The sequence below is a fragment of the Kribbella sp. NPDC049174 genome, from assembly GCF_043197365.1.
Taxonomy (GTDB): domain Bacteria; phylum Actinomycetota; class Actinomycetes; order Propionibacteriales; family Kribbellaceae; genus Kribbella.
The window spans coordinates 154,941-178,031 of record NZ_JBICSZ010000010.1 but is presented as its reverse complement, the minus strand read 5'-3'; the positions used below and the strand labels follow the sequence as shown (position 1 = coordinate 178,031).

General features: G+C 66.4%; 18 protein-coding genes. 10 read left to right on the top strand and 8 right to left on the bottom strand.

What is annotated here, in order from left to right; translation table 11 throughout:
* Nucleotides 1-16: 16 nt before the first annotated feature.
* Complete coding sequence (locus ACGFIF_RS36925; RefSeq protein ID WP_393161069.1) at nt 17-424, top strand: TIGR03668 family PPOX class F420-dependent oxidoreductase; 408 nt, start codon at nt 17-19, stop codon at nt 422-424.
* Here the strand turns inward: ACGFIF_RS36925 and ACGFIF_RS36920 are convergent.
* The gene (locus tag ACGFIF_RS36920) at nt 415-1,554 is read right to left on the bottom strand and encodes an ABC transporter ATP-binding protein (protein ID WP_393161426.1); all 1,140 of its coding nucleotides are present in this window, start codon (nt 1,552-1,554) and stop codon (nt 415-417) included. The two genes, ACGFIF_RS36925 and ACGFIF_RS36920, sit on opposite strands and share 10 nt — an antisense overlap.
* Before the next feature lie 207 nt (nt 1,555-1,761).
* Between ACGFIF_RS36920 and ACGFIF_RS36915 the strand changes: the two genes are divergently transcribed.
* A complete protein-coding gene (locus ACGFIF_RS36915) occupies nt 1,762-3,027 on the top strand; it encodes an RNA polymerase sigma factor (RefSeq protein ID WP_393161424.1) in 1,266 nt (421 codons plus the stop codon).
* Nucleotides 3,028-3,271: 244 nt separating this feature from the next.
* Here the strand turns inward: ACGFIF_RS36915 and ACGFIF_RS36910 are convergent, their stop codons facing one another.
* Both ACGFIF_RS36910 and ACGFIF_RS36905 read right to left on the bottom strand, forming a co-directional pair.
* On the bottom strand, nt 3,272-4,774 hold the full coding sequence (locus ACGFIF_RS36910; protein WP_393161067.1) for an MFS transporter: 1,503 nt from the start codon (nt 4,772-4,774) through the stop codon (nt 3,272-3,274).
* Nucleotides 4,771-5,190 (bottom strand): alpha/beta hydrolase, encoded by a 420-nt coding sequence (locus ACGFIF_RS36905; protein WP_393161065.1) that lies wholly within the window; start codon nt 5,188-5,190, stop codon nt 4,771-4,773. The genes ACGFIF_RS36910 and ACGFIF_RS36905 overlap by 4 nt, the downstream gene beginning before the upstream one ends.
* 110 nt (nt 5,191-5,300) lie before the next feature.
* Here ACGFIF_RS36905 and ACGFIF_RS36900 point away from each other — a divergent pair, with 110 nt between their 5' ends.
* The gene (locus ACGFIF_RS36900) at nt 5,301-6,524 is read left to right on the top strand and encodes an alpha/beta hydrolase fold domain-containing protein (RefSeq protein ID WP_393161063.1); all 1,224 of its coding nucleotides are present in this window, start codon (nt 5,301-5,303) and stop codon (nt 6,522-6,524) included.
* Here the strand turns inward: ACGFIF_RS36900 and ACGFIF_RS36895 are convergent.
* Nucleotides 6,506-7,591 carry a methyltransferase domain-containing protein gene (locus ACGFIF_RS36895; protein ID WP_393161061.1) on the bottom strand — a complete coding sequence of 362 codons (1,086 nt, stop codon included), beginning with the start codon at nt 7,589-7,591 and terminating at the stop codon, nt 6,506-6,508. The two genes, ACGFIF_RS36900 and ACGFIF_RS36895, sit on opposite strands and share 19 nt — an antisense overlap.
* Before the next feature lie 63 nt (nt 7,592-7,654).
* Between ACGFIF_RS36895 and ACGFIF_RS36890 the strand changes: the two genes are divergently transcribed.
* The 3 genes from ACGFIF_RS36890 to ACGFIF_RS36880 all read left to right on the top strand — a co-directional run bounded on the left by ACGFIF_RS36890 (nt 7,655) and on the right by ACGFIF_RS36880 (nt 11,585).
* On the top strand, nt 7,655-8,956 hold the full coding sequence (locus tag ACGFIF_RS36890; RefSeq protein ID WP_393161059.1) for an acyl-CoA dehydrogenase family protein: 1,302 nt from the start codon (nt 7,655-7,657) through the stop codon (nt 8,954-8,956).
* Complete coding sequence (locus ACGFIF_RS36885; protein ID WP_393161057.1) at nt 8,956-10,164, top strand: acyl-CoA dehydrogenase family protein; 1,209 nt, start codon at nt 8,956-8,958, stop codon at nt 10,162-10,164. Before ACGFIF_RS36890 ends, ACGFIF_RS36885 begins: the two co-directional genes overlap by 1 nt.
* 647 nt (nt 10,165-10,811) lie before the next feature.
* The gene (locus ACGFIF_RS36880) at nt 10,812-11,585 is read left to right on the top strand and encodes a FadR/GntR family transcriptional regulator (RefSeq protein ID WP_393161055.1); all 774 of its coding nucleotides are present in this window, start codon (nt 10,812-10,814) and stop codon (nt 11,583-11,585) included.
* A gap of 56 nt (nt 11,586-11,641) precedes the next feature.
* On the opposite strand, the gene ACGFIF_RS36875 is transcribed toward ACGFIF_RS36880, so the two are convergent.
* The 4 genes from ACGFIF_RS36875 to ACGFIF_RS36860 are packed head-to-tail and all read right to left on the bottom strand — an operon-like array spanning nt 11,642 to nt 18,619.
* Nucleotides 11,642-15,487, bottom strand: coding sequence for a discoidin domain-containing protein (locus ACGFIF_RS36875; RefSeq protein WP_393161053.1), 3,846 nt, complete (start codon nt 15,485-15,487; stop codon nt 11,642-11,644).
* 24 nt (nt 15,488-15,511) lie between these two features.
* Nucleotides 15,512-16,354 (bottom strand): carbohydrate ABC transporter permease, encoded by an 843-nt coding sequence (locus ACGFIF_RS36870; protein WP_393161051.1) that lies wholly within the window; start codon nt 16,352-16,354, stop codon nt 15,512-15,514.
* Nucleotides 16,347-17,318: a carbohydrate ABC transporter permease gene (locus ACGFIF_RS36865; protein ID WP_393161049.1), complete on the bottom strand. Its 972-nt coding sequence runs from the start codon at nt 17,316-17,318 to the stop codon at nt 16,347-16,349. Before ACGFIF_RS36865 ends, ACGFIF_RS36870 begins: the two co-directional genes overlap by 8 nt.
* Nucleotides 17,318-18,619 (bottom strand): ABC transporter substrate-binding protein, encoded by a 1,302-nt coding sequence (locus ACGFIF_RS36860; RefSeq protein WP_393161047.1) that lies wholly within the window; start codon nt 18,617-18,619, stop codon nt 17,318-17,320. Before ACGFIF_RS36860 ends, ACGFIF_RS36865 begins: the two co-directional genes overlap by 1 nt.
* Nucleotides 18,620-18,900: 281 nt before the next feature.
* Here ACGFIF_RS36860 and ACGFIF_RS36855 point away from each other — a divergent pair, with 281 nt between their 5' ends.
* The 4 genes from ACGFIF_RS36855 to ACGFIF_RS36840 all read left to right on the top strand — a co-directional run bounded on the left by ACGFIF_RS36855 (nt 18,901) and on the right by ACGFIF_RS36840 (nt 23,079).
* Complete coding sequence (locus ACGFIF_RS36855; protein WP_393161045.1) at nt 18,901-19,944, top strand: enolase C-terminal domain-like protein; 1,044 nt, start codon at nt 18,901-18,903, stop codon at nt 19,942-19,944.
* 83 nt (nt 19,945-20,027) lie between these two features.
* The gene (locus tag ACGFIF_RS36850) at nt 20,028-21,314 is read left to right on the top strand and encodes an ABC transporter substrate-binding protein (RefSeq protein WP_393161043.1); all 1,287 of its coding nucleotides are present in this window, start codon (nt 20,028-20,030) and stop codon (nt 21,312-21,314) included.
* Entirely contained in the window at nt 21,311-22,222 is a 912-nt protein-coding gene (locus tag ACGFIF_RS36845; protein WP_393161041.1) for a carbohydrate ABC transporter permease, read from the top strand. The genes ACGFIF_RS36850 and ACGFIF_RS36845 overlap by 4 nt, the downstream gene beginning before the upstream one ends.
* Complete coding sequence (locus ACGFIF_RS36840; RefSeq protein ID WP_393161038.1) at nt 22,219-23,079, top strand: carbohydrate ABC transporter permease; 861 nt, start codon at nt 22,219-22,221, stop codon at nt 23,077-23,079. The genes ACGFIF_RS36845 and ACGFIF_RS36840 overlap by 4 nt, the downstream gene beginning before the upstream one ends.
* The last annotated feature ends 12 nt before the right edge of the window (nt 23,080-23,091 follow it).

Genomic DNA, 23,091 nt, shown 5'->3' with positions numbered 1-23,091 from the left:
GGGCTAGGGTCGAGAGGTGCGGTTGGATGAGGGGACGTGCCGGGCTCGGGTCGCGGCGGCGCGGGTGGGGCGGTTGGCGACGGTGGGCGCTGATCTGCGGCCGCACGTCGTACCGGTGACTTATGCGGTGCACGGTGACGAGGTGTTCGTCGGGATCGATCAGAAGCCGAAGACGACGACCGCGCTGCGCCGGTTGCGGAACATCGCGGAGAACGAGCGGGTCGCGATCCTGGTCGACGAGTACGACGAGGACTGGACGCATCTGTGGTGGGTGCGGGTCGACGGGGTCGCGCGGGTGCTGCCGGAGGCGCCGGCGGCGGTCGACTTGTTGCGGGCGAAGTACCCGCAGTACGAGGCCGATCCGCCGCGGGGGCCGGTGATCGTCGTACACGTGAACGGCTGGTCCGGCTGGTCCTACACCTGAGTCGCGATGCGGAGCGCCGCGACCAGGTCGCGGTAGAGGTCGTCGGTCTGCAGCAGTTCCTGATGGGTGCCGCGGGCACGAACCTGGCCGGACTCGAGTACGACGATCTGGTCGGCGTCGATCACCGTCGACAGCCGGTGGGCGATCGTGAGTACGGCGCCGGTCCGGGCGACCCGGGCGATCACCTCGTGGACGGCGGCCTCGGTCAGACCGTCCAGTTGTGCGGTCGCCTCGTCGAGCAGCAGGATCTCGGGGTCGCTGACCAGAGCCCGGGCGAGCGCGATGCGTTGGCGTTCGCCGCCCGAGATGGCCGCGGTGGACAGCACGGTGTCGAGGCCGTCGGGGAGTTCGCGGACGCGGTCCTCCAGGCGAACTGCTCGGAGTGCCTCCCAGAGCGCGGGTTCGCCGGCGTCCGCGTGGGTATAGAGGAGGTTCTCCCGGAGGGTGCCGGGGACCAGAGGCGTGTCCTGCTCGACGTACCCGATTCGGCGGCGCAGGTCCTCCAGTGACCACTCGGGTAGCGGGATCTCGTCGAGGACCAGTCGGCCGCTGTCCGGGTTCAGGAATCGCAGGAGCAGGGAGAACATCGTCGTTTTGCCGGCGCCGGACGGGCCGACGATCGCGGTGTGCCCTTCGCGCGGGATCGTCAGGCTGACGTCCTGCAAGGCCGGCGCCGCGCCTGGTGCGTAGCGGGCTGTCACGTTCTCGAAGGTGAGGGTTGACCTGCCTTCGGTGGTGGTGCGGCTGGGGCGATCGGTGTCGGACGGCTCGATTTCGAAGGCGTCGACCTCGCGGATCCGCATCGCGGCAGCGACACCGGACTGCAGGCCGCTCACGGTCTGGGTGAGGGTCCCGACCGGCTCCATCAACTGGAACGCGTACAGCAGGAATGCGACCAGGGCCGAGACGGTCAGCAGGTTCTCGCTCACCCGCCAGGCGCCGAGCCCGAGGATGAGCAGCGTCGCCAGCCCGATCCCGAAGCCGGCCACGGTCCAGGCGACGGATTCGTACCGGATCGCGCGGACGCTCTGCCGGGCCGACTCGGTCGCCTCGGAGATCACTCGCTCGCTCTCCCGCGCCTCGGCCCGGCTCGCCTTCACCGTCCGGATCGCGCGCAGCGCACCTTCCAGTACCCCGCCCGGCCGTCACATCGGCTTGGGAAGCCATCACCGAAGGCGACCTCACCCGCTTCACCGCGCCCGCCGCAGTCCTCCAAACCCTGGAAACCGGCATCCTCGACCCCACTCGCCCAACCACCGACTGACGCAGGTCAGGTCGGGAGTGCGGCTCGTGGGGACTGGGACGGGCCTAGGGTGGGGTGGGTGAGTGGAGGAGGGATGCGGGTGGTTGGCGGCGTGGGTGTTGAAGGGGTGCTGCGCGAGTTGGCGCCTCAGGTGCTGGGGTACTTGGCTCGGCGGAACGGGCAGTTCGATCTGTGTGAGGACGCCGTACAGGAGGCTTTGCTGGCGGCGGCGACGCAGTGGCCAGTCGATGGTGTGCCGGCGAATCCGCGTGGGTGGTTGATCACGGTCGCCACGCGGCGGCTGACCGACCAGTTCCGCAGTGAGAGCGCGCGGCGGCGGCGTGAGGACTCGGTTGCGGCGATGGCCGGGCCGGAGGAAATGGTTGCCCCAGGCGCCGACGTGGACGCGCCGCCGGACTCCGACGACACGCTCACCCTGCTCTTCCTGTGCTGCCATCCGGCTGTCACGCCGGCCTCGCAGGTCGCGCTGACGCTGCGTGCGGTCGGTGGTCTGACGACCGCGGAGATCGCCCGGGCGTTCATGGTGCCGGAGGCAACGATGGCGCCGCGGATCAGCCGGGCGAAGAAGAGCATCAAGGCGGCCGGCAGCCGGTTCGTGATGCCGCCGGAGGAGGAGCGGGCCGACCGGCTGCGGGTGGTTCTCCAGGTGCTGTACCTGATCTTCAACGAGGGGTACACGGCCAGCTCGGGCGAGGAACTGCAGCGGGTCGAGCTGACGGCCGAGGCGATCCGGCTGACCCGGATGCTGCACGAGTTGCTGCCCGACGATGGTGAGGTGGCGGGCCTGCTGGCGTTGATGTTGCTGACGGATTCCCGTCGTACGGCGCGTACGACGGCCGACGGCGGCCTGATCCCGATCGACGAGCAGGACCGGGCGCTGTGGGACCGCCGGCAGATCGAGGAGGGCGCGGCGCTGATCCTGCGGACCTTGGCTCAGGGAGCCGTCGGTCCGTACCAGCTGCAGGCGGCGATCGCGGCGATCCATGCCGAGGCGCCGAGTACCGAGGAGACCGACTGGCGCGAGATCCTCGGCCTCTATCTCCTGCTGGAGAAGCTGGTACCGAACCCGATGGTCACGCTGAACCGGGCGATCGCCCTCGCCCAGGTCGAAGGTCCGCAGGCCGGTCTCGACCTGCTGGCGACGCTGGACGACGACAAGAACCTCACCGAGACTCACCGGCTGGACGCCGTACGCGCACACCTCTTCGAGCGGGCCGGCGAACTCGCGAAGGCACACGACCATTACCTGGCCGCCGCACGCCGGACGACGAGCCTGCCCGAACAGCGCTACCTGACCGCCAAAGCCGCCGGCATCTCCGGAGAGAAGACCGGCGGCTGAAGCTAGGCGTCTCCTGGAGACGACCGGCGGCTGAAGCGCTGACACCTCCGAGGAGATGCCGAGCGCTGGAGGAGCTGATATCTCGGGACAAACCGGCGGCTGAAGCGCTCGCATCTCTGGGTCGACCAGCGGCTGATGGACCGGGCACCTGCGGGGAGGGACCGCGGGTGCAGCTTGGCGTCTCCGGAGACCCTCGGATGAGGTGCTGGTTGCTGGCTCGACGGGTTGGGTTGGTCAACGACGTTCAGACTCGTTCGGTGACCTTCTCTTCTGCGGGAGCTTCCTTGAGGGCGATGGCGGCCAGGAGTGCGCAGCCGAGGAACGCGGCGGCGCCGACGATGGCGACGACGTTCATCCCATCGGTGAACGCGGCCTTGGCGGCGGCGGCCAAGTCCGAGCCGAGCTGACCCGAGAGTTGATGGGCAATCCCGACAGCCGAACCGACACTTTCACTTGCCTGCCGTGCGACGTTGTCAGACAAGTCTGCTGGTACGTCGAGTTGCCCGCGATAGATGGCTGTCCCCAGACTGCCGAGGATTGCGACGCCCAGCGCGATGCCGCCTTCGCCGCTGGTCTCGGCCAGTGAAGCGACCGAGCCGGCCCGTTCCGGCGGTGCCGCGGCGAGCATGAGATTCATCGTGAGTGCCATGGGCATACCGATGCCGAACGATGTCATTGTCAGACCAGTAATCAAGGCAGGCAGCCCGCCAGCGGTAACAACCAGCAGACCGGCCGCGGAGATTGCCAGACCGATCGCGGCCGTGGTCGAGGTCGGCAGGCGATGCGCGAGCCGTGGGGCCAGCGACAGACCGAGGATCATCGCCACGCTCTGCGGAAGCAGCCAGAGCCCGGCCCGGAACGGCGTCAGCTCCTCGACGACCTGCAGGAAGAGCGCGGCCTGCAGCGAGATCCCCGCCATCACGACACCGGCGGCCACCGAGATCCCGAGGGCGGCGCTGAACTTCGTCGTACGAAACAGCTTCAGGTCGAGCATCGGATCTTCCAGCCGCTGCTGACGCCGGACGAACGCGACGCCGACGAGTACGCCGGTCAGCATGGCGAGGAGTGGAGTGGTCGACCAGCCATCGCGGGCCAGCTCCTTCAGTCCCCAGATGATCGGCAAAATCGTCGCCAGCGACAACCCAACGCTGGCCAGGTCGAGCTTCCCAGCCGCGGTGTCGCGGTACTCCGGTAGCAGCAACGGACCCGCGATCAGCAGCAGCACCATCACCGGTACGCCGAGCAGGAACGCCGAACCCCACCAGAATCGCTCGAGCAGCAGCCCGCCGACCACGGGCCCGATCAGCATGCCGACCATGAAGCAGCTGAACCAGATGCCGATCGCCTGCCCGAGCTGGGCCGGATCGTGGAACATGTTGCGGATCAACGCCATCGTCGACGGCATCAACGTCGCGCCGGCGATGCCGAGCAGCGCCCGGCTGGCGATCAGCATCTCCGGGCTGGTCGAGTAGGCTGCGAGGACAGACGCGACAGTGAACGCGGCGCCGCCGATCAGCAGCAGCTTCCGCCGCCCGATCCGGTCGCCGAGCGTCCCCATCGTGACCAGGAACCCGGCCAGCAGGAACGAGTAGATGTCTAGGATCCAGAGCTGCTCGGTACTGTCCGCGCCCAGGTCGGCGCTGAGACTGGGCAGCGCTAGATAAAGCACGCTCACGTCGAGCGACAGCAACAGCGTTGGCAGGGCGAGTACCGCCAGCCCGGTCCACTCTCGTTTGGTCGCCTTCATCGGTTCGTTCCTTCCAGAGTTGTGATGAGATCGGGCATCAGCACCAGCTCGGGCCAGCCCTCGTCGGCTGCGATCCGAGTCACCGCGGCGGCCAGTGCGGTGCCGTCGCCGGTGCCGGTGATCAGCAGCCGGGCCGGATCGGCGTCCAGTTCGACGGCGTGATCCGCCGCCCAGCCGACGATCGCCTTCGCATCCGCGACCGCCTCGTCGTGCTGCGTGCTGATCGGCCCTGCGAGGATCACCAGACCGCCGCGCCGGCACAGCTGCCGGCACTCCGCGTCGGGATCGCCGGGGCCTGGGAAGAAGATCAGCAAAGGCGGCTTCGGACCGCCCGCCGGTGGCCAGTACACGCGGGCCCAGATCGGCCCGGTGCTGCCGCGGAGCTGAACCGCGGCACTTCGTACGGTCGTCGTCATGGCCAACACGCTGGCATCGGCGCCGTAGCAAAGGGAAAGGCCGATCATGCATGACGGTGATGCGTCATCGGCATCACCACCTGGCATGTATCCGGGTCACAATGAGCAACATGTCTGACAATGGGCGTGGTGAGGACAGTGCCGACGTACTGGCGATGCCGCAGACGCCGGACGCGATCGAGCTCCGCCACCTGCGGGCGTTCGTCGCGGTCGCGGAGGAGCTCAACTTCGGCCGGGCCGCGACCCGGCTCTACCTGTCGCAGCCGGCGCTGAGCCGGCAGATCCGCGCGCTGGAACGGCTCCTCGGCTGCGATCTGCTGCGACGCTCGACCCACCGGGTGGAGCTCACGCTGGCCGGCGAGGCGTTCCTCGACCGGGCCAGGACCCTGCTCGGCGACCTGGACAGCGCGATCGCGACCACCCGCTCGGTCGGTGGCGAGCTGATCAACCGGGTGAATCGGGTGTGGGCGCCGCTGGCGGACGAGGGGTTCGAGGGTGAGCTCGGCCGGATGCGAGCGGCGTACGAAGGGATGCTCGCGCAGGTGGAGATGCCGGCCGAACTGACCGTCGTACCGGTGACTGCTGGTGGCGTTCCGGCCCTGCAGGTCGGCACTGGTGGGACGCCGTCGGTGTTGCATCTCCACGGTGGTGGTTTCGTCCTCGGGTCGGCGTACGGGTATCGGGCGCTGGCGGGGGCCTTGGCGATCAGCACGGGTTCCGCCGTACTCCTGCCTGACTACCGGCTCGCGCCTGAGCACCCGTTCCCGGCGGCGGTGGAAGATGCCCGAAGCGCCTATCTCTGGTTGCTGGAGCAAGGAGTCGCGCCGGACGAGCTTATCGTCAGTGGGGACTCGTCCGGTGGCGGGTTGGCGATGTCGCTGCTGCTCATGCTGCGTGAGCAGGGCCTGCCACTGCCGGCCGGGGCGGTGCTGCTCTGTCCGGGGCTGAACCTCGCCGAGGCGCTCGACGGGAGTTCACCGCTCGCGATGCACGACCACTTCAAGACGATGGCTCAGGTCACGACCTGGTACGTCGGTAGTCACTCAGTGGACGATCCACTACTGAGCCCGTTGAACGCCGATCTGGATGGCCTGCCGCCGATGCTGGTCCAGTCGGCGAGCGGCGACTCGGTCGGAGACGACATGCGCCGACTGGTCGAGCACGCGGAGAAGGCGGGCGTCGAGGTGGTCGCCGAGCTGTATCCGGCCGACACCCACGTGTTCCAGCTCTTCTGGTCGTTCCTGCCCGAGGCGCAGCAGGCCATGACCCGGATCGGCGAGTTCACCGCCCAGCTCCGCGGCGCAGGTTCGCTCGATCAGGGGATCAGTCGGTAGAAGCGCAGGTAGTCGTTGCGGATCGGCAGGACCTCGAGGTCCCGGAAGCCCGCCTCGGTGGCGTAGCGGCGCAGTACCGATGGTCGCATCACCGCTCCCGTCGCCGCCGTCTGCGGATCTCCCATCGCGTCCGGCAGACACGACAGGACGCTCCAGCCGTAGTGGTACCGCTCGATGTCCGAGGCCGGCGCGGTGAACTCATCCTCGACGAGCTCGTCGACCACCAGGACGGTGCCGCCCTCGGCAAGCATCTGCCGCACGCCCCGCAACGCCTCGACCGGGCGCGACATGTCATGCAGGGCCTCGATGATCGTCACCAGGTCGTAGCCGGGAGTCTTCGACAGGGCGGCCGCGTCGGCGACCGCGAAGTTCACCCGATCGGCAAGGCCCGCCTCCTCGGCATGGTCACGTGCCGCGGCGACGGCGTCCTCGTCGAGGTCGAACCCGTCCACGGAGACGCGAGGGTAGGACTGCGCGATCGCGATCGCCGCCCAGCCGGTGCCACAGGCCACGTCGGCCAGCCGGGCCGGTGGGTCGGCGCGGAGCCTCCCGTCGATCTCCGGGATCGCGGGCAGCCAGTCCTTCGCCAGCAGGTTCATGAACAGCGGCCGGTTCCACTCCGCCCTTCCTTCCGGCTCCCAGGCAAGCGGCGGCGGTGCGCCGCCGGTCCTGAAGGCATCGGCCAGGTCGGGGAGCCGTCGGCCGGCGCGGGTGATCTCCACGCCCTGGTGAGCCTGGTAGCGAACGTCGTCCGGATCGGCCAGGACCGGAACGTGTTCGGGTGGCAGCGTGTATCGCCGTACGCCGGGTTCTGCGCCGGTGTCGTCGACGTCGACCAGGCCGCTGGCGGCGTGGTGCTCGAGCCACTCGCGGACGTAGCGCTCCGCCGTGCCGGTGCGGTCGGCCAGCTCGGTCGAGGTTGCGGGCCCTTGCTCCGCGAGTGCCCGGTACAGCCCTAGCCGTTCGCCGAGATAGATGGTGTAGAGCTCCAGGGCCGCGCCGGCGTCCCGGAGGAGGCGGTCGGCCAGCGCCTGGGTCCGGTCCTCGGACTCGTCCGTCGTACCCATGAGGGGATCGTAGTGGCCAGGCTCACGTGACCTGGGTTGTAACTTCGGTTTACAGTGGCGAGTATGAGCCTTCAGGTGAAGAGCCGCAGAGACGCCATCGGCCGCGGGGTCGCGTTGCTGAATCGGCTGGCGAACTCGCGGGCGATCGACCGGTTCGGGTTGCGGAAGCAGACCGAGCGGGTGGTGTTCGAGGCGACCAAGACCGGATTCCGGACGGCCGGCGCGCTGACCCGGAGCTTCACGGCCGCGTCGAAACTCGCCAAACCATCGCGGCTGCCGGTGGCGAAGGGGAGTGGGCGGTTCGATCTGACCCCGACCGAGGACCAGCAGATGGTGGTCGAGGTGGTCAAGGAGTTCGCAGCGGAGGTACTGCGGCCTGCCGCAGCCGGCGCGGACACCGCCTGCGCGACGGACCCGAAGGTGCTGGAGCAGTCCGCCGAGCTCGGATTGAGCCTGATCGAGGTACCGGAGGAGCTCGGCGGCATCGTCACCGAGCGCTCTGCGATGACCGGCGTACTGGTGGCCGAGGCGATGGCGCACGGCGACCTGGGCCAGGCGGTCGCGTGCCTGGCACCGGCGGCGGTGAGTACGGCGATCTCTTTGTGGGGTGACGAGACGCAGCAGGCGACGTACCTGCCCGCCTTCACCGGCTCGTCGGTGCCGGCGGCCGCGTTGGCGATCCTCGAGCCGCGGACATTGTTTGACCCGTTTACATTGCAGACAAGAGTAACTGGCGGACTGTTGAACGGCGTGAAGTCACTGGTGCCGCGAGGCGCCGAGGCCGAACTGTTCGTGATCGCCGCTCAACTGGAGGACCAGGGGCCGGCGTTGTTCCTGGTCGAGTCGGAGCACCCCGGCGTGACGATCGAGGCCGAGCCGTCGATGGGCCTGCGTGCGGCCTCGCTGAGCCGGGTGATTCTCGAGGATGTGCGGGCTGTGCAGTTGGGCACGCTCGAGGACTACGCCGAGTGCGTGCGGTTGTCTCGGCTCGGGTGGTGTGCGCTGTCGCTCGGTACGGCGAAGGCTGTGCTCGACTACGTCACGCCGTACGTGAACGAGCGGACCGCCTTCGGTGAGCCGATCAGTCACCGGCAGTCGGTCGCGTTCATGGTCGCGAACATCGGGATCGAGCTCGAAGGCATGCGACTCGTCACCTATCGGGCCGGATCGCGTGCTGAGCAAGGACTTCCGTTCGCTCGCGAGGCCGCGCTGGCGCGGCGGTTGTGCACGGACAAGGGCATGCAGATCGGGACCGACGGCGTCCAGTTGCTCGGCGGGCACGGGTTCGTGAAGGAGCATCCGGTGGAGCGGTGGTACCGCGACCTGCGGGCGATCGGCGTGATGGAAGGCGCGGTGCTGGTCTGATGATCAACCTCGAGACGCCGCGCAAGTTCCGCGCGTTCATCAACCAGGCGCATCAGGTCGCGGCGGAGATGCTGCGGCCGAACTCGCGCAAGTACGACCTGGCCGAGCACGCCTATCCGGTCGAGCTGGACATGCTCGCCGCGATGGTCGACGGATTGGGTGCCTCGGGCACCGGTTCGGGCGCGGGCGCTTCCGGCGTACGTCGTACGGCGGATGCCGCCGACGGGGTCGTGAACGGATCCAACCTCTCCTCGGTGTTGTCGATCATGGAGATGTGCTGGGGGGACGTCGGGCTGTTGCTGTCGATGCCGCGACAGGGCCTCGGCAACTCCGCGATCGCGTCGGTGGCCTCGGATGAGCAGCTTCGGCGCTTCGACGGAGTGTGGGCCGGGATGGCGATCACCGAGCCCGGGTGCGGATCGGACTCGGCCAATATCCAGACGACGGCGCGACTCGACGGCGACCACTATGTTCTCGACGGCGAGAAGATCTTCGTCACCGCCGGCGGTCGCTGCGACGCGGTCGTGGTGTGGGCGACGCTCGACAAGTCGCTGGGACGCGCTGCGATCAAGTCGTTCGTCGTACCGAAGGACACGCCCGGGATGACGGTCGAACGGCTCGACCACAAGCTCGGCATCCGCGCCTCCGACACCGCCACCCTCCGCTTCGAGAACTGCCGGGTGCCGGCCGCCAACCTACTGGGCTCACCCGAGATCGACACCGACAAAGGCTTTGCCGGAGTCATGCAGACCTTCGACAACACCCGCCCGCTGGTCGCCGCGATGGCCGTCGGCGTTGCTCGTGCCTCGTTGGAGCTCACCCGTTCGCTGCTCTACGACTCTGGTGTCGAGGTCGACTACGACCGCCCCGTCCACCTCCAGCCCGCGGCGGCAGCGTCGTACCTCCAGATGGAATCCGACTGGGAAGCCGCCTACCTCCTCACCCTCCAAGCCGCCTGGATGGCCGACAACGGCAAGCCCAACTCCCTCCAGGCTTCCATGGCCAAAGCCAAAGCCGGCCGCACCGCCAACGACATCACCCTCCGCTGCATAGAACTAGCCGGCACCCTGGGCTACTCCGAACACCACCTCCTGGAGAAGTGGGCCCGAGACTCCAAGATCCTGGACATCTTCGAAGGCACCCAACAGATCCAACAGCTCATCGTGGCCCGCCGCCTGCTAGGAAAGACGTCCGCTGAGCTGAAATAGCCTTGTCTGTAGATTCCTGCATGCCCGCGCAGCTCTTTCAGGAGGCTGGGACCGGCCGGGCAAGCTCCGGCTCGATCAGCAGCCGGGTGTCGAGCACATCCAGGATCGCCGCGCTGCTCAGCTCGGTTCGCGATCACCAGCCGCTGGCTGTCGCCGATCACGAACGGCCCGGATCCATACCGGAAGGTGATCGTCACCGTCGCCTCGAGAGCGCGGGGGCAGCTTCGCGAAGCTGGGAGTGGCGACGCCGAGCCGTTCGGCGTGCGCCTCGGCGACCCGGGTACACGAGCCCCTGGGCGGGACATGGATTGCCTTGGTACGCATCCATCCATCACCTCACGAAGACCCTGTAAGCAATGAATCAGATTCTCCAGCGAAGAATCCGGGCGTCTCATAGCACGCCAGAACCCGAAGCGATCCGGAACGGTCGCGAGAAACCCATAGTGGGGTTGGGGTCGCAATGATCAGGCGACGGGATCGGGTCAGATTGAGTATCGACAGCGTCACTGCCAGGCAACCCTATAGATCCGAGCTATTTTGACGATGGGGTGACTCCGTGTGACTGTGTGGATATGAAGTATCTTGGTCCTAATGTGTCGCGGCGAGTTTTCGCAGCTGATGAGGCGCCTGAGGGAACAGGGGAAGAGATGCCGGATCGGTCCGAGCGGACGTCCGTGGGGCAGGAGGGAGCTGCGGAAGGCGGGTACCGTCCCGGCTACGAGATCGCGGCCGAGCGGATCCTGGAATACATCGTCCGGGCGCGCCTCGAGCCTGGTGATCGGTTGCCGACCGAGAAGGATCTGGCGGCGGCGGTGGGGATGTCCCGGACGATCGTTCGGGAGGCGGTCAAGATTCTGTCCGCGCTGGGGCGGATTTCGGTGCAGATGGGTCGCGGGATCTATGTGGCCGAGCCGGAAGGCGCGTTGTGGCGGGAGTCGTTGTCGCACTTCCTGCCGACCGATCTCGGTCAGGTCGAGGAGATCTTCGAGTTCCGTCGTTTCGTGGAGATGAAGACGACCGAACTGGCCGCGCAGCGGGCAACTCCGGCCCAGGTGAAGGCGCTGCGTGAGGCGGCGCAGCTCACCATGGACGCCGCGGAGGAAGGCGACCTCGAGGCGTTCAACCGGGCCGACGAGAAGTTCCACGGCGCGATCGGCGATGCGTCGTCCAACATGTTCTTGTCGGCCAGTGTCGACTCCGTGCAACGGCTGCAGCGCCAGATCAGCGTGATCGGGCTGGCGGGGGTGGCCGGCGGTTCGACGGTGGTGGCCGCGCAGCAGCACTCGGCGATCGCGGCGGCGATCGGGTCGGGTGACGAGCGGTTGGCGGTGACGCTCATGGTCGAGCACATCGACACGACGCTCGCGCAGTTCAAGCAGGAGATTCACAGCCGGCTCTTCCCCGCCGACGGCATCGCTTGATCGTGATCGCGGTCTGGTCCGGGATCCAGCACGGACCAGACCGCGACCATCGTGAGCTACCTACCGTTGACTGCGACCTCGAGCAGGTCGATCGCTGATCCGTTCGATCCGCCGTCGAAGACCAACCTGACGTACTGCCCTTGGACGTTCAACGGGTACTGGCTGTAGGTGCCGAAGTACGCGTTGCCTGTCGGTCCGTTGACTGTGCTGACGTCGGTCCAGCTCGCTCCGTCGACGCTTGTCTGGATCTTGATCGTCTTGGGAGTGTTCAGATACCGCTGGTCCAGCGTGTTGTAGGTCAGTTCGAGGTTCGAGAACTCGGCCTGGGCCGGGAGCTTGAACTGGATCCAGGTCGGTGTCCCGGCCGCCGCGGACCACTTCGAGCTGTCGAAGTGCGTTGCGTCGATGGTCTCTCCGTCGGTCAGATTCGCCAGCGCGTCTTGGTCGTCGCCCGCGGTGACCTCCGCGGTCTGCCCGAGGTTGCGGTAGGGCTGCAGGTCGAGGAAGACCCGGTTGGTCGTGACGGTCTTGCCGTTCAGGGTGACGTCGGCCCAGACGACTCCTCGGGTAGGCCGGTCGACCTGTGGGGTGACGATCTTGTTCTTCTCGAACTTGAAGGTATCGACTTCCTTGATGGCCACCGGCGTGTACTTGTCGCCGCCGGCCAGGTCGACGATTCCGCCGTGCCACGTGATCTTGGCTGCGTCCAGCCCGATCGCACCGCCCTTGGCAGACCTGCCTTCGAGTGCATACCGGAGCCCGTCGTTCAGGCCGAACTCGCCGTACGCCTCCTTCCCGCCGATCAGCAAGGATGCGCCGATCATGTCTTCGCCGACAAAGACAACGCCGTTCTTGACGCTCACCTTCAAGGCATCTGACTTGGTGACTCCCTCGTGGGCGCCGGTCACGGTGATCGTCGTCGTGCCGTCGGAGACCGGGGTGACAATTCCGGAAGGTTCGACCTTCGCGACACCGGGATCCGCGCTGGCATAGCGAACCGCCGAGAGGTTCGCCTCGAGGGCGGGGAACGTCATGTATCCCTCGGCCTCGACCCTCAGCATCCGCGGTGCCAGTCGCTTGCCGGTGGCGACGACATTGGTGAGTTTGTACTTTTGCGCCGGGCTGTCGGTGACGATCTTGATGATCGTGTCGATCGGGTCTTCGTCGATGTCAGCGAGGTTGATGGTCAGGCTGTCGCCGGTCTGGCTGAACGAGGTGACCGGGACGTTCCGGTTCAGCCAGGTCACCGAGGTCACCCGGTCCTTGACCGGGCGGATGGTGAGCGACCGGCCGGCGATGGCGTCGAAGCCCTTCTTGCCGTCCGGTCCCTTGAGGACATGCAGGAAGATGTTGTTGTCGCGGGCAGTTGCGTAGCCCCATTGCGGCCCGGTCGCACTGTTCGGGAAGGCGAACTTCTCGTAGTTCCCGCGCCCGTCGTCCTCGTAGCCGTAGCCGGCCAGGAAGTACGGCGCCGTACCGGTGGTGGACTCGTGGCGCTCAGGCAGGCCGGCCGGCGCGAACCAGTCGGCGAGGTGCTCCCGGACGTCGATGAACTCCTGCACGCCCTTCGGGTACCTGGTGGAGATCTCGGTGGGGGAGTTCCAGTTGGGTCCGCGGCTGTCGATCACCGACTGGTCGTTGTTGTCGACGTAGCCGCGTCCCGCGTTCATGATCATCTCTTTGGTGACCTGCCGGAAGTCGTCGCGCTGACCGTAGTACGGCGACTGTTGGTTCTTGGTGCGAATCATCTTCCACGGTTCCATCGGTGTGCGCTTGACCAGGTGGTTCGCACCGGCGTTGGAGTAGATGCCGGATGCTTCGCCAGTCCTCAGGTCCGGGTCGCCGTACTCTTCGCCCCAGGCGTTCGAGTCGATGACGATGTCGTTGCTGTGGTCGCGTACGGCGCTGTACATCACGTCGTAGTTGGCGTTCGGCATCGCCTGCGGACCGTCGAAGTACAGGTACGCCGGGTCGTAGCGCCCCATGAGGTCCTCGACGTTCTGCACGAAGACATCGGTGGAGTAGTGCTGCAGGCCGCCGCCCTCGGTCGCGTAGTACAGCCCGAACTTCATGCCGTAGCGCTTCACGGCCTGTTCGTAGCGCTTCAGGCCGTCGACCACCAGGCCGTTGCCGTCCTTGGGGAGGTAGAGCTGCCTGATGTGCTTCGGGTCGGCGAACTTGGACGGCCAGAAGTAGTTCTGCTGCAGGGCCTCGATCGAAACGAGTGAGTGTCCCTGGCGCTTGGCCCTCGCCGCCCAGAGGTCGACCGAGTAGTTCGGATCGACGAAGTAGTCGTACGTCGGCGTGGCGTGCGTCAGTGCGCCGACCCTGCCTTCCTCGAACCACTTGTTCGGCCGCTCCTTCACCGTTGTCGTGAAGGTCTTCGTCGCGCTGCTTCCCGCGCTGTCGGTGACCTGCACGGTGAAGTTGTAGTCGCCGGTCGCGGCGGCACCGCTGATGACGCCCTTGGTGCTGTTGAGGTCGGGCTTCCCGCCGACCAGGCCGTCCGCGATCGTGCCGTCGGCGTTGAGTTCCAGGCCGTCCGGCAGCCGGCCGTCGACGATCTTCCAGGTGTAGCCCGGCTTACCTCCGGCGGCCATGAACTGGAACGCCGACGCGGCCACGCCGTGGTTCGCCGTTCTGGTCGACTTGTTCCAGACGTAGGGCCATTCCTTGTACCCAGTGGGCATGTTGTTCCGGGGCAGCGGGGTGCCGACCGGATCGTCGGTCGACAACCCCTGGGAGACGATCTTGAGGGACTCGGACGGTCCGGCCACCGAGTTCGCCAGTCCGTTCACCGCGTTGCCGCTCTGATCCGCGACCCTGCCGTAGAACCCCAGGTAGGCGACGTTCTGATCCTTCGCGATCGGCACGCCGTTCGAGTTCACGTCCTCGGTGTAGGTGTGCTTGATCTGGATCATCAGCTTGTTCCAGCCCTGCCGCAGATGCACGGCCAGTTTCGTCAGGTCCTTCTGTACCTCGACCGGTGTGCTCGGCGGCGTCATGCACCTGTCGTTCACATAGATCCGGTACGACCCGCTGGCGCCGACGTCGAAGTATGCGGCCCGGTCCTCCGGGCTGTAGACGTAGGTGCTTGCGTAGACGTACTTGTTCCGCGTGTCGACGCCCTTCTTGACCGAGTAGTACCCGTACAGATCCTGGTAGTCGTCGTAGTTGCGGTTGTAGATGCGATCGTCGAAGTACTCCCAGTCATGGTTCTCGCCGCCGAACCCGAGCGGCTCGCCCACCCGCGGCGTGATGTCGGCCTTCCCGTTGACCGGCACCGGGCGGTCGTACACCTCGACCTCGGAAAGCCCGGTGATCGACGGGTACGGCGTACGTCCCTTGTCGATCTCGATCTTCATCCCGACCACGTTCTTCAGCCCGGGATCCGCGGAGTACACCGTCGGCGTGGACGGGCTCGCGGACGTGCTGTCCACCTGGCCCGATTCGACGGAGCTTCCGTCTGCGAGTGTGAAGGTGAGGTGGTACCAGTTGTTGACGTGGCGTCCGTCGCCCCATTGCGCGATGCGTACTTCGGTCAACGAGATCGGGGTGGTCCAGCTGAAGTTCACCCATGGACTCGAATCGTTCTGCGTCACCCACTGCTTACTGGTACTTCCGTCGACCAGGTAAGACACGGGATTCACCGCGAGGGTCGAGGACGACGCCGTGATCGCGGACGCCCGCGGTGCCTGGTTCACCACCTCTCCGACCTCACACTCGTAGGCTTTGTCGACCACCGGCGAGCCGAACGGCCCGGACACCAGCCACGAGTTGATGAACGGCGCACTCCCCGCGACCTGCTGCGCGGACGCCGTCGTCCTGGGCGGTCCCAGCATGAACGCGGCGGCGAGTATCGCCGCCATGGCCAGCAGCGCTGTGGTTCGTGTGCGTCTCACTGTCGATCTCCTTGTTCTGGGGACTCAGCCCTTGGAGCCTGTGAAGGCAATGCCCTGGATGAAGTGGCGCTGCAGGAGGATGAAGGCAACGATCATCGGGGCGGTCGCCAACGCCGAGCCGGCCATCAGGATCGAGTAATCGGTGAAGTGCTCGCCCTGCAGCGTGGCGAGTCCGGCTGACAACGGCATCTTGGCCGGATCGGTGGTGATGACGAGCGGATACATCAGGTCGTTCCACGACCAGAGGGCGGTGAGGATCGCCAAGGCGAGCAACCCCGGCCGGGCCAGCGGGAGAGCGATGTGCCAGTACACCTGCAGTGGATTGGCTCCGTCCAGGCGAGCTGCTTCCTCCATGTCGCGGGGCAGGGCCAGGAAGAACTGCCGTAGCAGGAAGGTGCCGAATGCGCTGAACATTCCTGGGACGGTCAGTCCTGGCAGGGAGTTGAGCCAGCCGAGATCCTGGACGATGACGTACTGCGGGATCAGGAAGAGCTGGCCCGGAACCATCAGCACGGACAGGAACAAGCCGAACAGCAGGTTGTTCCCGCGAAACTGGATTCTGGCGAAGGCGTACGCCGCGAGCGAGCAGAACACGAGCTGGGCGATCGTCCGCCCGGCGGTCATCAGGATCGTGGTTCGGAACATCGGTCCGATCGGCAGCAGATCGAAGATCTGGCTGTAGTTGGACCACTGCCAGCGGTGCGGCAGGAAGGTGAGCGGCACTCGCGTCGTCTCGCTGAACGTCTTGAGCGACGTGAGGAGTTGCCAGACGAACGGGCCGACCATGACGACGGCGCCGGTGGCCAGCGCGGCGTGAGTTGCGATCAAGCGCAGCCGGCGGCTGGGGGTTGCCGGGATGTCAGGCATAGTGAACCCATCTGCGCTGAAGGCGGAACTGCAGGACCGTCATCACGAGAATGAAGGCGAGCAGGACGAACGCGATCGCCGCACCGAAACCGAGGTCGTGCTGGATGAACGCCTTCTGATAGAAGAGGTAGGAGACGGTCCGGACCCTCGGAAGTGCGGGGTTCGCGCTGCCGCCGGCGCTGCCCGCGGAGCTCATCATCATGTAGGCGAGGTCGAACATCTGCAGCGAGTTGATGACGGTCAGGACAGTCGCGAAGAAGATGCTCGGGCTGAGCAGCGGCACGGTGATCCGTAGGAAGGTCTGGGTCGGTCCAGCGCCGTCGAGTGCAGCGGCCTCGTAGTAGTCGGCCGGGATGCCTTGCAGACCCGCGAGAAAGATGACCATGTTGTAGCCGACGGACATCCAGATGCCGATCGCGGCGAGGGCGTAGAGGGCGACGGACGGATCCGACGCCCAGTGCATTCCACGGAGTCCGACCTTGCCGAGGAGGTGATTGATCAGCCCGTAGTCTCCGTTGTACATCCATCGCCACAGCATCGCGACGGCGACCGGCATGGTGACGACGGGTAGGAAGTAGAGCGCCCGGTACATCGCGCTCCCGCGGAGGTCCCGCTGGTTCAGCAGTGTCGCGACCAGCACAGCAAGGGGGATTCCCGCCAGCTGGATGCCGGTGTAGACAAGGGTGTTGACGATGGCCTGGGCAACTGACGGCTCCTGGGCGAGGGCCCGGTAGTTCGCCGTTCCGATCCAGGTCTGCCCGCCGAACGGAGCTGTCCTGGTGAAGCTGTAGTAGAGCATCTGGGCGATCGGCCAGATGTAGAAGATCGCGAGTCCGATGGTTGTCGGGCCGATCATGAGATAGGCCCAGGCATGATCGGTGCGGCGGCGGGGACGACGTGCGGTGGAATGCCGCGCGGGTGGTACGCCGGGGCGTGCGGTGACGGCTGTTTCGGTGGCCGGCATCATTGGTCCTTCTGCAGTGCCGCGTTCATCAGTGTGGCCATCTCGTGGGCGGCGTCGGAGGCACTCTTGTCTCCTGACCAGGCCGGCCCCAGCACCTCGGCTTCCTTGGCCTGCCACGCGTCGGTGTTCGTCGAGGTCGGGTACGGCACGGCGTAGGCGAGTTGATCCAGGTAGGACTTCAGGTGGTACTGCGGCATCGAGGCGACCCATGCCTCCTGGGTCCCGTTGAAGGCGGGGATGACCGTACCGGTCCGCGCCTGGATGTCCGCGGCTTCCTTCGACCCCAGGTAGGCGACGAACTTCGCTGCCTGTGCCGGGTGCTCGGTCTTCGCGGACACGACGTTGGCCAGCCCGTGGATGACCACGGCCTGCCTCTTCCCGCGAGGCAGGACGGTGACGTCGATGTCGTTCTTGATGCTGTTGTTCTTGGCGAACTCGACGGCGTTCCACGATCCGGCGTAGTACATCGCGATCTTGCCGGACTGGAACATCTGCGCGGGAAAGGTGTCCGTCATCGACTTCAGTGACGGCGACACGCCGGTCTTCATCAGGTCGGTCCAGAATTGCAGCCCCTCGATGGCCGCCGGCTGGTCGTAGCCCGACGACTTCCCGTCGGGCGAGATGACGTGTCCGCCTGCTTGGAAAATGGTGTTGTAGTAGTTCTCCTGGCCGAAGGCCGGCGCGGCTATTCCGTAGACGCCCTTCGAGGCGTTGGTCAGCTTCTGAGCGGCACTGGACACGTCCTGCCACGTCCAGGTCTCGTCCGGGTACTTGACCTTGGCGGCGTCGAACAACTTCTTGTTGTACCAGAGTCCGATGGTGTCGAAGTCTTTCGGAACGCCGTACTGCTTGTCCTGGTAGCTGTAGATGCGGGTCAACGCCTCGGGGTAGTTGGCCAGGTCGACGCCGTTCTTCGCGAGCTCGTCGGACAACGGCAGCAGTGCGCCGTTCGCTGCATAGAACTTCGCGTGTGGACCGTTCATCCAGAACACGTCCGGCGCGCTGCCGGCGGTGGCGTCGGCTTGCATCTTGGTCCAGTACTCGGCGCTGGGAGTGAGCTGGACGGTGACCTTGATGTTCGGGTTCGCCGCCTGGAACCTGTCGACGATCTCCTGCATCGCCGGCTGCTGGTTCTTGTCCCAGATGCGATAGCTCAGGTCGGCCGCTTCTCCGCCGGCATCGCTCCCGCCGCCGCAGGCTGCTGCGCCGACCAGCAGTCCGCCGCCGAGCGCGGCGAGGAACGTCCGGCGACCGATCCCGTAAGGCGCCCGGTCCAGCGAGTGCCCTGACGTCTGGCGCATGTGTGTACTCCTTTGAGTCTCAACAAGCTTGATGCATCGGATTCTTAGAGGGGTTCGGGGGCCGGAAACGGTGGGTCTCCAAGCCGCGCCGTCGCGCGAGAGAACGGGCCTGATCAAGCGCTGGTAGGCCGTTCCGGGTGGCATGAGTATGTCGAGGCCGATGTATTGCGTCAACCCTATAGATCTGTTCTAATGACCGAACTGCGATCCGATAGATCAGAAGCATCTTTCTCAAGGTGCGGCGCGCGGCGGGTACCGCTCTTCCCGACCTGAAGGACGACATGCGAATCACAGACGTGACCTTGGACCTGGTCGACCTGCCGGCGCAGCCGCCCTTCCGGTGGCGTGCCGGGCTGCCGGGCTCGGAGGGGCCGGCGGTGGGCGGCATTCTGCGTATCCACACCGACGAGGGATTGACCGGTGAGGCGCGAACTCGCCGCGGGCACATCGTGGCCGACCTGGTCAACCGCCGGATCCGCGCCGACCTGATCGGCGCGGATCCGCTGTGGCGGGAGCTGCTGTGGCATCGCCTGTGGGAGCTGGACCGGATCGAGGAGCTTCCGATCTACGCCCTGGGACTGGTCGACGTCGCGTTGTGGGATCTGGCGGGGAAGGCGGCCGGCCTGCCGGTTCATCAACTGCTGGGGACTTTCCGCGACACGATCCCCGCCTACGCGAGCACTGTCACGTTCTCGTCGGTGGAGGAGTATCTCGACGTCGCCGATCAGTGCCTGGAGGCGGGGTACAAGGCGATCAAGCTGCACGCCTGGGGTGATGCTCGCGCGGACGCGGAACTGTGCCAGAAGCTGCGGGCGCACGTGGGTGACGACGTACCGCTGATGTACGACGGCTCCGCGGGCTTCGATCTCACCGATGCCGTGTACATCGGGAGAGCGCTGTCAGAGGTGGGCTACACCTGGTACGAGGAGCCGATGCGGGAGTTCGGCGTCACGGCGTACCGACGGCTCGCCGAGCGTGTCGACGTGCCGTTGCTGGTCGCTGAAACCTCCGACGGTGCGCACATGAATGTCGCGGACTTCATCACCGCCGGGACGGCCGGCTACGTGCGGACCAGCGCGCAGTACAAGGGCGGCATCACCGGCGCGATGCGGATCGCGCACCTCGCGGACAGCTTCCAGCTCCGGGCCGAGGTCCACGGATCCGACATCGTCAACGCGCACCTGTGCATGGCCATCCCGAACACCTCGTACTACGAGTCACTGGTCTACGCCAACCCGATCGTCCGCGAGCCGGCGGTCGGCCCGGACGGCCTCGTGCGCGCGCCCACCGCGCCTGGCATCGGCTACGAGCGACGCGATTTCTGACCGAGGTCAACGCGGTTGCCGGCCGGCACCGCTCGAACAGAAGGAAGACAGCAGTGGACAGGACAGGATTCGGGCGGCGCCGCATGATCGCGAGAGTCGCGGCAGCTCTACTGGCGTTGCCGTTGGTACTGACGGGGTGTGGCGGAGGGAGCAAGGACGAGCCGGCGGCCTCCAGCGGACCGGTCAAGCTGGAGTTCTGGGGCTGGGCGCCCGGCTACGACAAGTCGGTGGAGTTGTTCAACGCCACGCACAAGGACATCCAGGTGATGTTCAACAAGCTGCCGTCCGGCGGCCAGGGCGGCTACGACAAGATGTTCTCGGCGGTGAAGGCAGGCAACGCCCCGTGCCTCGCACAGGTCGGCTTCGAGTCCGTGCCCACGTTCCTGCTCGAGGGCGCACTCGAGGATGTCACCACCCAGGCCGAGGGCGCCAAGGGACAGTTCGTCCCGTGGACGTGGAACCAGGTCAGCGTCGCGGGCACGACGTACGGCATCCCCGTGGACACCGGCCCGATGGCGCTCTACTACCGCAAGGACGTCTTCCAGAAGTACGGCATTCCGGTGCCCACGACCTGGGACGAGTACGCGAAGGCGGCCGAGAAGCTCCACCAGGCCGACCCGAAGGCATCCATCGTGAACCTCAAGGCCACCGGTCTGCCCGGCTTGGCCTGGCAGAAGGGCGCCAAGTGGTTCGGCACCGAGGGGGACTCCTGGAAGGTCACCATCAACGACCCGGAAACGAAGGAGGTTGCCGACTACTGGCAGGGGCTGGTGGACAAGAAGCTGGTCAACACCACCGACGAGGGCTACAGCGCGGCCTGGTGGAGCTCGCTGCAGTCCGGAAAGACCGCGACCGCGATCGGCGCCGTGTGGCTGTACCCGCTCATCGCGCAGAACGCTCCCGCTGCGAAGGGCAAGTTCGGTGTCGCCCCGCTGCCACAGTGGGCAGCCGGTGAGACCAAGTTCGGCAACGAAGGCGGGTCCAGCACCGCAGTACTGAAGGGCTGCAAGAACAAGAAGGAAGCGGTTGAGTTCGCGACCTGGATGAGCACCGACGCCGGCAGCCTGAAGAACCTGATCAACGTGACCGGAATCTACCCCGCCGCGACGGCTGGACTCGAACTGCCCGAGGTGAACAAGGGCGTCGAGTACTACGGCGGCGAGAACATCTTCAAGGTCTTCGCCACGGCCGCTCAGAACACCGACACGAGTTGGCAGTGGGGACCGACGCAGTCGCAGCTCGGCGCCGACCTGGGTGAAGCACTCGGAAACGCCTACGCGGGGAAGAGCACGCTACCGGCGGCGTTGGACGTGCTCCAGTCCAAGACTGCCGCTGCGATGAAGTCGAAGGGCCTCGAGGTCCACGAATGACCAGTATGACCCGGCAGAGCAGCAGGCTGGCCGCCCAGCGCAACCGGACCGCAGGCCTGCTGCTCGCTCCGTTCACCGTCTTCTTCGTTGCCGTCTTTGTGATCCCGATCGGCTACGCCCTCTACCAGAGCGTGTTCCGGCTGCAGCGCTCCGGCCTGGGGCTCGGACCGCCGAAGACCGTGTTCGTTGGACTGGGCAACTATGCGCGGGTGTTCGCCGACAGCGCGTTCGTCGCCGGGGTCGGGCGGACGGCGGTGTTCGGCCTGGTGCAGGTGCCGGTCATGCTCGGTCTCGCGTTGGTTCTGGCGCTGGTGCTGGACTCCCGGGCGTCCCGGTTCGGGCGGTTCTTCCGGCTGGCGTACTTCCTGCCGTTCGCGATCCCGGGAGTCATCGCCGCAGTCTTGTGGTCGTTCCTCTACGTGCCCGGCATCAGCCCGCTGGTCGGCCTCGGCGCCAAAGCGGGTCTGGAGATCGACTTTCTCTCCGCCGACACGATCCTGTTCTCGATCGGGAACATCGTGACCTGGTCCTGGACCGGGTACAACATGCTGATCCTCTACACAGCGTTGCAGTCGATCCCCCGCGAGCTCTTCGAGGCCGCCGAGGTCGATGGTTGCTCCGGGCTACGGATCGCGTGGTACATCAAGATCCCGCTGCTGCGGCCGGCGCTGACGCTGACCGGCGTCTTCTCGATCATCGGCTCTTTGCAGCTGTTCGGCGAGCCGATGGTCCTCCGGCCGATGACGTCGGCGATCAGTAACAGCTACACCCCGGTGATGCTGTCCTACCAGGCGGCGTTCGGGCTCAACGACTACAACTTCGCAGCGGCCATCGCGGTGGTTCTCGCCGTGGCGACGTTCGTCTTGTCCTATGGCTTCCTGCGCCTGAGCAATCGAGGATCTTCATGAGCGGCGCGCCGAGTTCGCCGGGAACACCCGCGGCGCGGCTGAGCATCACCGTGTTGCTCCTGGCCGTCGCCGGGTACTTTCTGCTGCCTGTGTGGTGGCTGTTCGTGTCGGCGACGAAATCCAGCGGCGACCTGTTCGGCTCCAACGGATTCTGGTTCGGCTCAGGTCTCCATGTCACCGACAATCTGGCCAAGGTCTTGCAGCACGGCGACGGTGTCTTCGCCCGGTGGATCCTGAACAGCGCGCTGTACTCCGGGGGCGGTGCCGTCCTGGCCACGCTGCTGGCAGCGATGGCCGGCTACGCGTTGGCGAAGCATCCGTTCAGGGGGCAGGAAGCTCTCTTCGCGGTGATCATCGGGGCGGTCCTGATCCCGCCGCCCTTGCTCGCACTGCCGCTGTACCTGCTGGCCTCGTCGGCCGGAATCGTCAACTCGTACTGGTCGGTGCTGATCCCGAGCATCGTCACCCCGTTCGGGGTCTACCTTGCCCGGGTCTACGCCGCGGCCTCCGTTCCCGACGAACTCATCGATGCGGCCCGGGTGGATGGTGCGGGCGAACTGCGGATCTTCTTCACTGTCGCCGTCCGGTTGATGTCTCCGGCACTCGTCACGATCTTCCTGTTCCAGTTCGTCGGGATCTGGAACAACTTCTTCCTGCCACTCATGATGCTTGCCGACGACAAGCTCTGGCCGCTCACGCTGGGTCTGTTCTTCTGGAACAGCCAGTTGCGTGACCAGCCCTGGTACGACCTCGTGGTGACCGGATCGCTGATCTCGGCGATTCCCCTGGTCATCGCATTTCTGGCGCTGCAGCGCTACTGGCGAGCCGGCCTGTCGGCCGGAAGCGTCAAGGCCTGATCACGACTGATT